This window comes from Actinokineospora terrae (assembly GCF_900111175.1).
Taxonomy (GTDB): Bacteria; Actinomycetota; Actinomycetes; order Mycobacteriales; family Pseudonocardiaceae; genus Actinokineospora; species Actinokineospora terrae.
This window is the reverse complement of sequence record NZ_FOGI01000003.1, coordinates 577071-590594: the sequence shown is the minus strand read 5'-3', so window position 1 is coordinate 590594 and position 13524 is coordinate 577071. Positions and strand designations below refer to the sequence as shown.

Genomic DNA, 13524 nt, shown 5'->3' with positions numbered 1-13524 from the left:
CGCTGCGGTCGGCCGGGCAGGCCCCGGTACACCCCCCAAGCCGGGGCCTGCCGCTCCTCCTCGGTCCGCGCCCGGCCCCGGCGAAACCGCAGGGTGCGCGACCGGGACCGATCCCGTGGACAAGCGCCGCGATGGGCCGGTGGTGTGGTGCTGGTTCTCACGCCCGTTCCCCATGTCGGCCGCATAATCCGGGGCCATAACATGTCGACCATGGAACTGGAGTTCCGACACCTGCGGATTGTCATCGCGGTGGCCGACGAGGGCAGTATCACCAAGGCCGCCGCGGTTCTCGGATTGTCCCAACCTTCGTTGACTTCTCAACTTCAACGGATTGAGCGGGCCATGGGCGCGCCCCTTTTCGAACGCGCCAGAACCGGCGTGGTGCCCACCTCTTTCGGCCGCACGGTCCTGGCCAGGGCCAGGTCGGTGGTCAACGAGATGGCCGACCTGCGCGGCGAGACCAGCTCGCTGTCCACCCCGCGCGGCCCGGTCGAGCTCAAGATCGGCGGCAGGCCCAGCCCGCTGCTCTCGGTCGTCGTCCCCCGGCTCGGCGCCGCCTACGCCGCGCTGCACGGCCCGGACGCGCCACCGCTGGCGATCCAGGTGCACACCGACCCGTCCGCGGCCGCCCTGCAGGGCCGGGTCCGCGCCGGGCGGCTCGACGCCGCGGTGCTGTGCGACGTCATCGGCTTCGAGATCGGCACCGCCGAGGGGGTGCGGCGCGAACTGGTGCTGGCGCGCGAGCCGGAGTTCGTCGCCCTCTCCGAGCGCCACCCGCTCGCGGGCCGCGATGTCATCGACCTGGCCGACCTCGCAGGCGAGAACTGGATGATCGACCCGCAGGAGGACCACGGCGGCATCGGCCCGCTGCGCGCCGCCTGCCGGGCCGCCGGGTTCGAACCCAGGATCACCCACGAGATCAGCGACTCGAACTCGGCCCGCGAGTTCGTCAACAGCGGCCAGTGCGTCAGCCTCGCCCAGCCCACCTCCAGCGAGGGCCGCGGCATCGTCGTGCGCCCGCTGATCGGCGACCCGATCTGCAACCGGCTCGACCTCGCCTGGAAGGACCTCGGTCCGCTCGACCCCGCGCTGCTGCACCAGGCGGTCACCGAGGCCTACGAGAGCCTCGTCGACCGCAACCCCAGCTACCCCAGGTGGCGTGCCGAGCACCACCGGTGACCCCCGGATGGTCGGGGCGCGGTGACGTCACCCGATCGGGCCTTAACGCAGCAAAGGCTTGTTTGTGGGATGCGCGACTGCCCTGACCGCCCGCAGTGCCCCGGTTGCGCCCGGTACGTCCGGTTCGACCGCGCCGGGTGGCTCCCCCGCTGCGCCGAAAGAGTGTAGTCGATCGCTCGCGCCCGGTGAGTTAAGAATTTTGATGACCGCTAAGTGATGGACGTCGTTGCCGCGAACCCCAGAACCGGGGACCATTGCCGTCGGAACGGTGGACCGCGCCGTGCAGGGTCGGCAGCGGATCACCGTCCGTCCGCATCGCCTCTGCGGTCGCCGCGGCCGGGACACCGCGCACCGCGCCCTCGCGCGATGGGGACGGCGGGCCCCGGAGGTCGGGTGGAGCCGACACCGGGGCCTGTCACGCATCTAGGCCCTCTCCCGGGCCCCCGCGGACAGGCACACCTAGCCGCGCCTTCCTCCGGCTTGGTGTCCGCGCGGCCACATTCCTGGCCCTCGTCCTGTGCCCCCCGGGCGACAGTGGACCCCACCCAGCCTCCAGCTCGCTCACTCGCCGGACCTTCAAGCTCCGGCAACGAGCCCTGACCCACACTGCGTCAGGCCCGCATCGGCCTCTTACGCCGCACTAGCCCGCCACCGTCCACTTGCCCCTGCCCCGCACGGCCCCGCACCTCTAGCCTCGCGTCGGCTTCTACCCCGCCGCCGGTCTCTTGTCTCCGTTGCGGCCTTCTATCCCTGCCCGGCACATTGCCCCGATGCCAGCTTCTTGCCCCCGCAGCGTCCCCTGGCACGCTTCCGGCTTCTAGTGGCTCATCTCGCCGCTGGCCTCTTGTCCGACGCTGGCCTCTTACTCAGCATCGGCCGCCCCTTTGCCGCTTGCCTCGACGCCCAACCCCGCCATCAGCCGCCTACCCTCGACGTTGATTTCTGTCCCGCGTTGGTCTCTATGCCGCCACCGGCACTTACCCCGACGCCAGCCGCCTGTCCCGCCATCGGCCGCTTGCCCTCGACATCGGCTTCTTACCTCGCGCTGGCCCCTACCCCGCTCTTGGCCTTTTGCCGCGATGTTGGCCAATCGCCCTGAGTCGCTTTTTGTCCCGCCATCGGCCTATTGCCTCGCCGGGACCGCTTATCCCGCCAGCTGCCACTTACCCCGATGCCGGCCACTACCTCGCCACTCGCCGCCTATCTCGCTGCTTGCCCCGATGACGACCGCTTGCCCCGCGGGCCGCCCATCTCGCCACCGGCGCTAACCCCGCGCGAGCCCCTTACCCGCCACCCCGCCTGCTTACCCCACCCCAGCCGCCTCGCGCGCACGCGGTCCCGACCCTGCCCAGCCCCCACCCACACCGGGGGGCGTCCCAGTGCCAGTCTATCGGCACCCACCGACAGACGATCTTGAAACAGGCTGCCGAAGATCCAGATGTGGATAACTTCTGTCCCTGAACCGGGTGAAACCCCACGCTCCCAACCCCAAGAACCCCCAGCTCAGCGCCAAGCCCCCAACAGCGAGCCCGCCCCAAACCCCAAGTCGGCCAAAACCCAAGATCACCGAGCCGAGGAACTGCTGCTCCCGCCATCCTCCGGCTCATCGAAATCCCCGTGGTCGCGGCTCCCGCGCGGCCACAGCGGCTGCTCCGGCGCGTCCGACACCGGTAGGGCTCGTCTGTCCTCTTCGGACGTTCCGCTGAGGCGGGGCCAGCCGACAGCGCTCAGGGTGGGGCGTTCGTCGAGGCGTTCGGCGTACTGGGGGGCTATTTCGGTCTTGGTGACGGCCGCGGTGATCTTGGCGAAGGTGGGGATGAGGTCGGCGGCTTCCTTGACCTGCTCCGGGTGCCGGGCCAGCCACCAGACGACGGCGGTGCCGGGGTCGGTGAGGATCTCGTCGGCCAGGTACGCGCGGGTGCGCTGCTCGAGTTCCTGCTCGTGGTGGCGGACCTGCTTCTCCTTGCGCAGCTCCGTCAGCCGGTCCAGCCGCCGCGCGTCCTCCTCCGGCACGGCCAGCCCGACGTTCTCCGCCCACGCGATGATCTGGCCCGACCGGTCCGGCGCCATCGCCCCCAACTCCGCCGCCAGCCGGGTCTGGACCACCTCGGTCTCGGTCGGCGACCCGGTCACCGTGACCGACCGCGCGCGCTCCAGGATCGAGTGCACCGCCAGCCCGCGCAGGTTCCCGTGCTGCGGCAGGCTCGCGTTCGGCTGCCAGCACACCGTGCACGTGAGGACGAACCGGTAGTACGGCTCCGCGCTGTCCACCGGGATCGCGGGCACGTGGTGCTCGGCGTGCGGGGTCGGTTCCGGCGCGGGCTTGGCGCGTTCCCGGACCGCCGCCGCGCGCAGTTCGCGTTGCTCGCGGTAGAACAGCACCTGCTTGACGACCAGTCCGGCGATGCCGAGCGCGACCAGCGTGACCGGCACCGTCACCCAGTTCGCCCAGCCGAGCACGAGGCCTGCCGCGAGGGGAGCGAGCGCGGCCACCCCGAGGATGATGGCGGGCGCGCGCCAACGCGCTGCAGTGTCCACACCTAGGTGGGTACCTGTTGGCGCCGTCGAGTTGTAGACCGATCAAGCGGATTCGCTCGAACATACGAACCGGCCGCAGCGGTCGGTGATCACCCTGGTCTGGTCAGGGGAACGCGGGCGCGTCCGTCCTGCCCCGTCCGGGCAGGCCCGTCCAGCGCACCGAGGGCGCCCCGGTCGTGCCGGGCGCGCAGGCGTGCACGGTGCCGTCCGCGGTGGTGATCAACAGGGTCGACCCGGCGAAGCAGCAGCCGATCGCCACCGCGTCCGTCAGCCGGACGATCGTGTACGCGACACCGGTGTGGTCCACCCGCCGCACGGTGTTCCCGCCCGCCACCCAGGCGAACCCGTCGACATCGGTGGTGACCCCGCGCGCCGACGACACCAGCCGCCGCGCCGCGCCGGTCGTGCCGTTGGCGAGGTCGAACTCGTGGGCGACCAGCCCGCCGTCGCACACCCGGTAGAGGGTGCGGGTGTCGGGACTCCAGGCCAGCGCGTCGGTCGGGCCGTCGAGCACGGTGCACACGCGGCCGCCGAGGTCGACCCTGGCCAGCGCGTGCCCGGTGTCGAGCCACAGCCGCCCGGCCGGGTCGCACCAGATCCCGTCGCACGTCGGCAGGTCCAGCGCGACGACCCGCCCGTCACGGCGCAGGAACGCGGGGTCGCCGCCGACCACCCAGCCGCCCTCGGCAGGCACGGCACCGGTGACCCGCCCGTCGAGCACCAGCGTCGCCACGTGCCGGGGGCCGAGCGGGGTCATCCGGCCCAGTTGCACGCTGCCGCCCAGTTGCGCGCCGCCGTCCGGGTGCCCCAAGTCGGCGCGGGTGTCCACCCAGGACAGTTGGCGACCGGTCCAGTGCGGTCCGGCGACGCGTCTGCCCAGCAGCCCGACGCACATCCCGGCGGTCAGCTCGGTCGGCCTGATCATCGCCATCTCGCCCCCTGGTGGTCTGAACCATTAAGTGGTCTGAACCAATGTGTCCGGTGCGGGGGCGGAAAGCAAGTACCCGGACGTCCGCATTTCCGCCACCGCTCCAACGGACGGTAGCCGAGCCGCGACGGTGCGTGCCGGTGTTCGCGGCGAATTAGCGCACGGCGGTGAGGTGGCGTCCCACTGTCGCTGGGACAACGCCGAGCAACCCGGCGATGGCCCGGGGTCGCACGCGCAACGCGGCCGCCAACTCGGGCACCGGATCGGCGAAGGCCATCCGCGTTGCCTCAAGCAGCGCCTCGGGCGCATCGGCAGCGCCACCATCCGCAACGCCACTGTCTTCAGCAACGCCCCCGTCCCCGGCAACGGTGCGAAGCCGGATCCCCAGTGCCCGCGCGCGCCTGGTCAGACGGTCGACGGGCACGCCGAACCGGGCCGCGACCTCAACGGGATCACGACCCGCGCAAGCCAACGCGTCCGCGGGCATCAACAGCTCCGCGGCGAACGCCGTTGCCGACGCATGGCCCGAGCCCGACAACAGGTGCCCGAACTGCTCGGCGACAGCCCACCGCCGCTCCACCAGCGACATCGTTGCGACCACGCCGATCACGGTGTTGCCGGGCAGGTCCGCGGCGCACGACGTCTGCGGCACCAGGGCGACCAGCACCCCCTGGTCCTCCAGGTGGCCGATGAGGTTCGGCAGCGGCCCGGCGTCCACGCCCCACGCCGCCCGGACCCGGCGCGCGAGCGCGGTCGGGAACGTCGGCGGACCGAACCGGGCGACCGGGAGGTCGACGTGCTGCCGCACCTCGCACAGCACCTCCCACAACAACTCCACCGCCGCGGCCGTCTGCTCGGCACCACGCGGCAGGGACGTGCGGGCGAGGTCGAGGTGCAGCCGCGGCCTACCCGGCTGGAAGAACGCCACCGGCACGTCGAGCGCCCGCGCCAACTCCCGCTGGACGTCGGCGCCGGGGTGCACCTGCCCGAGCTCGAACGCCTCGACATCGGCCCCGACCCGCTCGGACAGCTCACCGACCCCGTTCCCGGCCAGCCGCCGCGCCATGGTCAACCGGGGCGGGTCGAAAGGCTCACGCGGCACCGACCGGACTCCCACCTACGACGACAGCGACCGCGCCATCCTCGCCTACCGCCCGCGATCGCGCCCCCGCAGGCCGAGGGTGCGGCGGGTCAGGCCAGGTCGCGGCGGGTGTGCGGATTCGGGCGGCGCGGTGTGGTGGGGAACAGGGTGGCCTGGCCCTCGCCCGCGGTCAGGTCCAGTTCGACCAGCCAGTCCCAGGTGACCCGGGTGCCGTCGCCCTTGCGGGTGACGCCCATGCCCGCCCAGAGCCCGATCAGGCCCGCGTCCTCGTTGCCCTGCCAGGGGAGCAGGACCAGGTCGCGGCCGTCCACCCACAGCTCGCGCCTGCTCAGCAGGGCCAGTTCCTGCGGCTCGCCCTCGCCGAGCAGCTCCCGGCGCAGGTCGCTGGCGGTGCCCATCGGGCCGTGCGGGCCGGATGGGGCGCTGAGCGGGTAGATCGCCGCGTGCGGGAGCTTGAGCAGCAGCGACTGGAAGCCGCGGTCCGGCTCGATGCCGTCGACCTCGGTGCGCAGCGAGTCAGCCGTGTTCACCAGGTACTGGTAGCGGTCGGTGCCGTAGCTGACCGGGTTCGCCCACGTGCCGCGCTCGTCGTCCTCGCGCAGGTGCTGCAGGTCGGCGGCGGCCTGGTGGCCGTCCCAGAGCCAGCGGGCGAGCACCTCGGTCAGGTGCGGGACCGAGGTGGGCGAGATGAGGTGGGTGAACCGCTCGGCCGGGTCCATCGCCGCTCCCTGGGGTCGACGCGCTACTGACCGTTATACCCCAGCTGATCGCGGATCCTGGCCGCGTACGACTCGGCCGGGTGCTCGGCGTCGTAGGGGTGGCGCGGGCCGAGCCAGAACCGCAGGCCGTCCTTGCGGTGCCGCGGGATCACGTGCAGGTGCAGGTGCGGCACCGACTGGCTGACGATGTTGTTGATCAGCACCAGCGACCCGTCCGCGCCGAGCCCGTCCTCGACCGCCCGCTCCAGCCGCTGCGCCGCGCCGAAGAACGGCACGAGCTGCTCGGCTGGCAGGTCGCTGAGGACGGTCACGTGCGTGCGCGGGACGAGCAGGACGTGCCCGCGGAAGAGCGGGCGGTGGTCGAGGAAGGCGACCACGTCAGTGTCCTCGTAGACCATGACGGCCTCGAGTTCGCCCGCGATGATTCGGCAGAACACGCATGTTTCCGACAAGGATTCCTCCACCTGGGCCGAACGTCCGAATCCATCTGGGCACAATGGCCGCGTGACCGTTCCAGACTCCCCCTACCGGGTCCGGCGCACGCCCACCCAGTATCGGGCCAGCCGCCAGATCGAGCGGATCCTCGACGCCGCGGCCAGGGTCGTCGCAGGCAAGGGTTACGCCGCCACCACCACAGCGGACATAGCCAAGGCCGCCACCGTCTCGATCGGATCGGTCTACCGCTACTTCCCCGACAAGACCGCCGTCATGCGCGCCGTCGTCGACCGCAACACCCGCCGCTTCCGCGACCGCGTCCTCGCCGACCCCACACCCGTCCGCACGTGGCGCGCCGCGCTGGACCGGGCCTACGCGGTCTATGTGGACATGTGCCGCACCGAGGAAGGCTTCCGCGCCATCAGCGGCGCGGGCCTGGCCGCGGGCGAACTGGAACCCGCCGACGACACCAGGGACCCCCTGTCCGAGGCGTTCGCCACCCTCCTGGTCCGCCACTTCGCCTTCCCCGACACCCCCGCCCTCCGCACAACGCTCCTCCAGTGCACCACCCTCGCCGACGTCCTCACCCGCCTCGCGTTCCGCCTCTCGCACACCGGACACCAGGACACCCTCGACCAAACGCGAACGATCATCGAGAACCTGGTGGCCACCCACGAACCCCCACGACCGTCCTAACCAGAATCCCTTTCACCCCCCTCCGGCCGCCGCCCCCCTTGCCTGGCGTCCCCCCAGCGCTACGAGCCCCTCGACTGCTCGCCCCACACCGGCCCATCACCCTCTTCCCGACTCGGCGCGCTCCACCTCTGACGCCGACCTCAACCCCGCTACTGGCTGTGTCCCCGGTGCGAGCCTCTTACCCCGCACAAGCCACTTATCCCGCCCCAGCCGCCTCGCGCGCACGCGGTCCCGACCCTGCCCAGCCCCCACCCTCACCGGGGGGCGTCCCAGGCCCCAGCCTACCGGCACCCCCCGACAGTCGATCTTGATAGCATCCCGAACAAGATCCACATGTGGATAACTTCTGTCGCTGAACCGGGTGAACTCCACAGGTGGCCAAGCAGGCGGGAATCGACGGATCCGCAGGCCGGGAGGTGGAGCGGCAGGCGAATCGGATTCGGTTTGGGTGGCGCGTGGAGGGTGGGAGCCGAACTGGGTGGAGAGCGGGAGGCGGGAATCGGGTGGTGGGGTTCGGCGCCGGGTCGGGAGGGGTGGGGGACGGCTCATTCTGGGTGGGAGCTGAGGAGAGTGCGGGATGAACAGTCTGGCCACCATGGCGGTGCACGCGGGGCGCGAAGACCTCGCGAAGCTCGGCGTCCATGTCCCCCCGATTGACCTGTCGACCACCAACCCGATCCCCGACATCGAGTCCGGTGGCGCTGCCTACGAGGCACTCGCTACCGGTGGCCTACCGCCTGCCGAGGGCGGGCTGGTCTACCAGCGGCTGTGGAACCCCACCGTCGCACGGTTCGAGACGGCGTTAGCGCAGTTAGAGGGGGCCGAGCAGGCCGTAGCGTTCGGTTCCGGGATGGCAGCGTTGACTGCGTGTCTTACTGCCACCGTCGCCGCGGGGAAGCCTCATGTTGTGGCGGTGAGGCCGCTCTACGGCGGTTCGGACCATGTGCTCGCTAGTGGACTTCTAGGCACAACAGTCACCTGGACGACCGCTGACGGCATCGCGGCTGCGTTGCGTAAGGACACCGGGCTCGTCCTGGTCGAGACTCCCGCGAACCCCACCCTCGACTTGGTTGACCTAACGGCCGTGGCAGCGCAAGCCAACGGTGTTTCCGTCATCGTGGACAACACCTTCGCCACGCCGGTCTTGCAGCGTCCAATCGAGCACGGTGCCACGATGGTCCTGCACTCGGCGACCAAGTACCTCGGTGGACACGGTGACGTCATCGGCGGCGTTGTCGCTACCTCCGCCGAGTGGGCCACCAAGCTGCGGCAGGTGCGAGCGGTCACCGGCGGTCTGATGCACCCGCTCGCCGCTTACCTGCTTCACCGTGGCTTGCAGACCCTGCCGATCCGGGTCCTAACGCAGCAGGACAACGCCAAGAGGCTCGCCGCCTGGTTGTCCGATCACGAGTACGTACAGCGGGTCCACTTCCCGTCAGGCCCTCTTGTCGGCACCCAGATGTCCGGCCCCGGCGCGATGATCGCCTTCGGGGTCGCGGGCCTGGACGAGGCCGCGCGGACGGTGGCGGCCGTGCGGCTGATCACGCACGCCGTGTCCCTCGGCGGCGTCGACACCCTCATCCAGCACCCCGCGTCGCTCACCCACCGCCCGGTCGAGGCGTCGGCCAAACCGCACGCGGCCGTGGTGCGAATGTCGGTTGGGCTGGAGCACGTCGACGACATCCAGGCCGACCTGGACTACGCGCTCAAGGAAGCCCACCGCTGACCTAAGTTCGGGGAGACCGATCCGCAGCAGAGGGACGCAGGACACGCATGGGCCAGCCAGCCGACATCGACGCAACCGACCTCGCCATCTTGCGCGAGCTGCAACGCGACGCCCGGTTGCAGAACAAGGAACTCGCCTCGATAGTCGGCGTCGCCCCGTCGACAGCCCTGGAGCGGGTGCGCTCGCTGCGGCGACGAGGCGTGCTCACTGGCTTCCACGCGACGGTAAGCCTCGCCGCGCTCGGTAGGCCTATAAGCGCGTTGCTGTCGGTGCGGGTAAGACCTCACAGACAGCGCGTGGTCGAAGAGTTCAAGGCCTTCGTGTTGGAGCAGCCGGAGACAGTCTCGTTGCTGCACGTCGCGGGTCCTGACGACTACCTCATCCAGGTAGCCGTACCGGACACCAGCCACCTGCAGCAGCTGCTGATCGCCAGGTTGCTCAGCCGCACCGAGGTGGTCTCGGTCAACACGATGCTGGTGTTCGAGGCCATCACGAGTCCGGTTCAGACTCCGACCCCGTAAAACGCGGAACGGCCGGGCCTACCGCAGGCCCGGCCGTTCCGCGTTCACGTGCTTAGTTGTTGCCGCGCTTCGCCCGGCGCGCGGCGAACAGGGCGCCACCGCCACCCAGGACCAGCAGGCCGCCGATGGCCAGCGGGAGGCCGACGTTCGAGCCGGTGTCCGGCAGGTCGTTCGGGTTGGTGGTCGTGGTCGGCGCGATCACGGTGCTGGCCGTGGTCGGCGCGGACGACGACGGCGTCGTCGAGACGGTCGTGGTCGAGGTGGGCTTCGTCGTCTCGGACGGCTTCGTGGTCGTGGTGGTGTCGATCTTGCACGCCTTCACGTCCAAGACCTTGTGCAGCTCCCACTCGGGCTTGTTCGGGTCCGGCGTGATGTCGATGTCGAACGAGATCTTGTGGTCGACGGAGCCGTCGAGCTGCCACGACTTGCGCTCGAAACCGGCCTTGAAGGTCTCGCTGACGAGCGTCTTGTCGCCGTCCTTGACCACGACCGTGTTCTTCACGTTGTCAGAGGGGTCGTACGCGGTGGCTTCGACCCAGGCGGTCGTGACGCCGGTCTCGCGGTCGCACTGGGCGCCGTAAGAGGGCGTGTGCGCGCTCGCGGTGCCCGCGAACAGCGGCAGGGACAGGCCCGCGACAGCGGAGATGACGGCGACGCGGCCCGCGGAGCGGAGCCAGTCGCGGGAGAAGGACATGCGCAAGGGAACTCCATCCTCAGCAGGGCGCCCGTGGCCCCCGACACGAACGAGTCACAGTCGAGCCACCGACGGTGGTGCGCCGTGAGAGTAGTCACCCCTTTGGGTGGAACTTTCGTCGGGTGGGTACTTAACGTGCTGCGTTTACCCGGTCGATACCTCGGAGCCCATCACCCGCAGGTGTGGGAGCATCGATATGTGTCTTCTTTGTGTCATTGACATCACTCCACCCCCATGGGTCATTCGGGTGAGGTAGACAGACAGTACGAACACACCGTGTCATTGCCGCCTGCACCAACCCGGCGAGGACACCGGCCAATCGGGTGATCACGATGAGCCAGCCCTGCCAGCAGTCACAACCGTCCGACCTCAGCGAGATCGACGACCTGCTCCGGTCGGTCGTCTCGGACGGCTTCACCGTCTACCTGTGCGGGGGCGCCGACCGGCCTGAGGCCATCGTCGCCACCTACGCCTGGGAGACCCACGTCGACTACGTGGTGATCAAGGACGCGCACGACGTGACCGCGGCGAGATCGCGGCTGGTGCGGGACTGGGACGTGTTCACCACCGAGTCCGTGGTCTGGTCGTACCAGGGCCACGCCCGCTGGGCACTGCGCGCGATCCTCGACCTGCTGCCGCCGGAGCACCCCAACGCCCCGCACGAGGACTACCCGGCGCCCGCCAGCCTGCGCGTTGACCCTGCCTTCCTGAGTTCGGTGTCGGTGCGCTCGCCCCGTCTAGGGCTCGTCGCCCGCAGGGCCATGCGACTGCGTCTAGCTGCTAGAGAGCGCTAGTCAGACCCCCTGTGATCGGGATCGCGGCCACACTGAGAGCGATCACAGGCTGTCGCGAGGACCATCAACGGAATGAGACGAGTCCTGACCGCGCTAGCGGTAGTCGCTGCCGCCGTCGCTTGGGTCGCCTGGGACGTGCCGGTAGCGCTAGGAAGGCGACCGCGCGGGAACAGGGTCACCAAGTCACCCCAGTACCGAGATGGCGCGTTCCGGAACCAGGCCCCACCGACACAGGTGGACCCGGACGCCATGCGCAACACCCTGCGCGCGCTGAGGCAGAACAAGGGCCTGCGCAAACCCTCCGGGCCTATCCCTGTCGTCGAGCCTCTAGCCCCCGTCGACACCGGCCTGCACATCACGTGGCACGGGCACGCGACCAGCTTGGTGGAGCTAGACGGCTCGCGAGTGCTGCTAGATCCGGTGTGGAGTGACCGAGTCTCCCCATCGCGGCTCGTCGGCCCGCGACGTCTGCACAAGCCTCCGCAGCGCATAGAGGCGCTGCCGAAGCTGGACGCCGTAGTCATCTCCCACGACCACTACGACCACCTCGACTTCGCCGCGATCCGTGCGCTCGTACGCACCCAGGACGCGCCGTTCGTCGTCCCGCTGGGGATCGGTGAGCACCTTGAGCGCTGGCGAGTCCCAGCCGACCGGATCATCGAACTCGACTGGCACGAGTCGATCGAGATCGGCGGGGTAACCCTGACCGCGACCCCCGCCCAGCACTTCTCGGGTAGGGCGTTCAAGCGCGATGGCACTCTCTGGGCGTCCTGGGTCGTGGCCGGTTCTAGGAACAAGGTGTTCTACACCGGGGACTCCGGCTACTTCGCGGGCTACAAGGAGATCGGCGAGCAGTACGGTCCGTTCGACGCGACCCTCGTGCAGATCGGTGCCTACGCGCCGGGCTGGCCGGACATCCACATGACACCCGAGGAGGGCATCGACGCCCACGTCGACGTGCGCGGCGAGCTGCTGATCCCGGTGCACTGGGCGACGTTCTCGCTCGCGCCGCACCCGTGGACGGACCCGGTCGACCGGCTGCTCGTCGAGGCCGAGAAGCGCGGGGTCACCGTGGCCATCCCCAAGCCGGGCGAACACGTCGACGTCACCGTGCCGCCCAAGCTCGACTACTGGTGGAAGGACTGCTAGATCGTCACGCCCAACCGCACCAGGGCCCGGGCGAAGGCGTGCTCGCCGCTGTAGGACCACGGCAGAGCCGATGGCCGGTTACCCACTCGCTCCAGGTGCCAACGGGCACGGTCTGGCTCACCGGACTCCAACATGGCCCACCCGAACAGGTTGTGGACGTCTTTCGCGTAGACGCCGGAGGCGGACCCCTTGGAGTCCGCCTCCCGCAACTCGGCGCGTAACTCAGGAGTGAAGTACCGCGCGTTGAGCTTCACGTACGCCCACGCACTACCTTCGGCGATGAACCTGTCGCCCTCGTTGAGCAGGTACTCGGCGTGCGCCGTAGGCAACATCGCGACCAGGGGACTACCGGGCGCGGCCTTGGCCACTGTGTCCCGCGCGAACGAGAACATCTCCTCGTGCGACCCGCCCCACTTCAACGCGAGGGTCTGCAACCGCCCGGCGTGCGCGGGATAAGAGGTCGGGCAGCGCTGCATCGCCTCTAGCCACACGAAGTCCCGCTGCGGCTGGTCCAACCGCATCCCGCGCGCGTACCGCTGCAACTCCACCCACGGCGTCGCGTCGTCCGGGGCAAGCCGGGCCGCGGCCATCAACGGGTCGCGCGCCTCGCGCAGCCGGGACGAGAACAGCTTCAACCGCTCTTCCCCGACCCCGCGCGCCGTCCCACCGCCGCGGATCTTCCATGCCTCCGCGATCAGCGTGCTCCCCAGCCACAGCAGCACATCCGAGGCCGTCGCCTGGTCCAGCTCGTCGGCGGTGAGCAGCTCGCGGATGTCGGTGGACTGCCCGATGGCCGCGTCGGCCAGCGCCCGGACGCGCTGCGTGCGGGTCTCGTGCGCGTCGCGGCTCTCCCGCAGCAGGGCCAGCGCCGCCTTGCGGTGCCCGTCGACCACGGCGTCCACCCCGACGTCGAGGGCGAAGTCGTCCCAGCACCGGTCCAGCACCAGGTGCTCGGCGAGCGCGGCGGCCTCCGCCTTGGCCTTCCTGCGACCGAACAGTCCCATGCGGGCAGCGTAGTCACCGGCCGTCGCGGGTTAGGCTCG

General features: G+C 70.2%; 13 protein-coding genes. 6 read left to right on the top strand and 7 right to left on the bottom strand.

Going from position 1 to position 13524, the window contains the following annotated elements:
- Positions 1-201: 201 nt before the first annotated feature.
- The gene (locus tag BMY07_RS08315) at positions 202-1179 is read left to right on the top strand and encodes a LysR family transcriptional regulator (protein ID WP_092775966.1); all 978 of its coding nucleotides are present in this window, start codon (positions 202-204) and stop codon (positions 1177-1179) included.
- A 1563-nt stretch (positions 1180-2742) separates the two neighbouring features.
- Here the strand turns inward: BMY07_RS08315 and BMY07_RS08310 are convergent.
- The 5 genes from BMY07_RS08310 to BMY07_RS08290 all read right to left on the bottom strand — a co-directional run bounded on the left by BMY07_RS08310 (position 2743) and on the right by BMY07_RS08290 (position 6918).
- On the bottom strand, positions 2743-3717 hold the full coding sequence (locus BMY07_RS08310) for a hypothetical protein (protein WP_092775964.1): 975 nt from the start codon (positions 3715-3717) through the stop codon (positions 2743-2745).
- A 103-nt stretch (positions 3718-3820) separates the two neighbouring features.
- Entirely contained in the window at positions 3821-4648 is an 828-nt protein-coding gene (locus BMY07_RS08305; protein ID WP_092775962.1) for an SMP-30/gluconolactonase/LRE family protein, read from the bottom strand.
- Between the two features lie 151 nt (positions 4649-4799).
- A complete protein-coding gene (locus BMY07_RS08300; RefSeq protein ID WP_143073400.1) occupies positions 4800-5747 on the bottom strand; it encodes an ImmA/IrrE family metallo-endopeptidase in 948 nt (315 codons plus the stop codon).
- A gap of 89 nt (positions 5748-5836) precedes the next feature.
- Complete coding sequence (locus BMY07_RS08295) at positions 5837-6466, bottom strand: hypothetical protein (protein WP_092775958.1); 630 nt, start codon at positions 6464-6466, stop codon at positions 5837-5839.
- 23 nt (positions 6467-6489) lie between these two features.
- Complete coding sequence (locus tag BMY07_RS08290; protein WP_143073399.1) at positions 6490-6918, bottom strand: HIT family protein; 429 nt, start codon at positions 6916-6918, stop codon at positions 6490-6492.
- A 52-nt stretch (positions 6919-6970) separates the two neighbouring features.
- On the opposite strand from BMY07_RS08290, the gene BMY07_RS08285 reads away from it, so the two are divergent.
- The 3 genes from BMY07_RS08285 to BMY07_RS08275 all read left to right on the top strand — a co-directional run bounded on the left by BMY07_RS08285 (position 6971) and on the right by BMY07_RS08275 (position 9844).
- Positions 6971-7597 carry a TetR/AcrR family transcriptional regulator gene (locus tag BMY07_RS08285; protein ID WP_177215493.1) on the top strand — a complete coding sequence of 209 codons (627 nt, stop codon included), beginning with the start codon at positions 6971-6973 and terminating at the stop codon, positions 7595-7597.
- A gap of 577 nt (positions 7598-8174) precedes the next feature.
- Positions 8175-9323 carry a trans-sulfuration enzyme family protein gene (locus BMY07_RS08280; RefSeq protein ID WP_092775954.1) on the top strand — a complete coding sequence of 383 codons (1149 nt, stop codon included), beginning with the start codon at positions 8175-8177 and terminating at the stop codon, positions 9321-9323.
- A gap of 47 nt (positions 9324-9370) precedes the next feature.
- Complete coding sequence (locus BMY07_RS08275; RefSeq protein ID WP_092775952.1) at positions 9371-9844, top strand: Lrp/AsnC family transcriptional regulator; 474 nt, start codon at positions 9371-9373, stop codon at positions 9842-9844.
- A 52-nt stretch (positions 9845-9896) separates the two neighbouring features.
- Here BMY07_RS08275 and BMY07_RS34230 read toward each other — a convergent pair whose 3' ends face one another.
- A complete protein-coding gene (locus tag BMY07_RS34230) occupies positions 9897-10538 on the bottom strand; it encodes an LPXTG cell wall anchor domain-containing protein (protein WP_092775950.1) in 642 nt (213 codons plus the stop codon).
- A 332-nt stretch (positions 10539-10870) separates the two neighbouring features.
- Here BMY07_RS34230 and BMY07_RS08265 point away from each other — a divergent pair, with 332 nt between their 5' ends.
- Together BMY07_RS08265 and BMY07_RS08260 are read left to right on the top strand one after the other, a co-directional pair.
- On the top strand, positions 10871-11332 hold the full coding sequence (locus BMY07_RS08265) for a hypothetical protein (protein ID WP_143073398.1): 462 nt from the start codon (positions 10871-10873) through the stop codon (positions 11330-11332).
- A 249-nt stretch (positions 11333-11581) separates the two neighbouring features.
- Positions 11582-12481, top strand: a complete 900-nt coding sequence (locus BMY07_RS08260) for an MBL fold metallo-hydrolase (RefSeq protein WP_342741526.1) — start codon at positions 11582-11584, stop codon at positions 12479-12481.
- Here BMY07_RS08260 and BMY07_RS08255 read toward each other — a convergent pair.
- Positions 12478-13485, bottom strand: a complete 1008-nt coding sequence (locus tag BMY07_RS08255; RefSeq protein WP_092775944.1) for a hypothetical protein — start codon at positions 13483-13485, stop codon at positions 12478-12480. The genes BMY07_RS08260 and BMY07_RS08255 overlap by 4 nt on opposite strands.
- Between the last annotated feature and the right edge of the window lie 39 nt (positions 13486-13524).

What these genes read in the sequence shown, in the direction of transcription:
- BMY07_RS08315 (WP_092775966.1), top strand. Translation starts at nt 202, where the DNA reads ATGTCGACCATGGAACTGGAGTTCCGACACCTGCGGATTGTCATCGCG.
- BMY07_RS08305 (WP_092775962.1), bottom strand. Translation starts at nt 4,648, where the DNA reads ATGGCGATGATCAGGCCGACCGAGCTGACCGCCGGGATGTGCGTCGGG.
- BMY07_RS08295 (WP_092775958.1), bottom strand. Translation starts at nt 6,466, where the DNA reads ATGGACCCGGCCGAGCGGTTCACCCACCTCATCTCGCCCACCTCGGTC.
- BMY07_RS08280 (WP_092775954.1), top strand. Translation starts at nt 8,175, where the DNA reads ATGAACAGTCTGGCCACCATGGCGGTGCACGCGGGGCGCGAAGACCTC.
- BMY07_RS08275 (WP_092775952.1), top strand. Translation starts at nt 9,371, where the DNA reads ATGGGCCAGCCAGCCGACATCGACGCAACCGACCTCGCCATCTTGCGC.
- BMY07_RS34230 (WP_092775950.1), bottom strand. Translation starts at nt 10,538, where the DNA reads ATGTCCTTCTCCCGCGACTGGCTCCGCTCCGCGGGCCGCGTCGCCGTC.
- BMY07_RS08265 (WP_143073398.1), top strand. Translation starts at nt 10,871, where the DNA reads ATGAGCCAGCCCTGCCAGCAGTCACAACCGTCCGACCTCAGCGAGATC.
- BMY07_RS08260 (WP_342741526.1), top strand. Translation starts at nt 11,582, where the DNA reads ATGCGCAACACCCTGCGCGCGCTGAGGCAGAACAAGGGCCTGCGCAAA.
- BMY07_RS08255 (WP_092775944.1), bottom strand. Translation starts at nt 13,485, where the DNA reads ATGGGACTGTTCGGTCGCAGGAAGGCCAAGGCGGAGGCCGCCGCGCTC.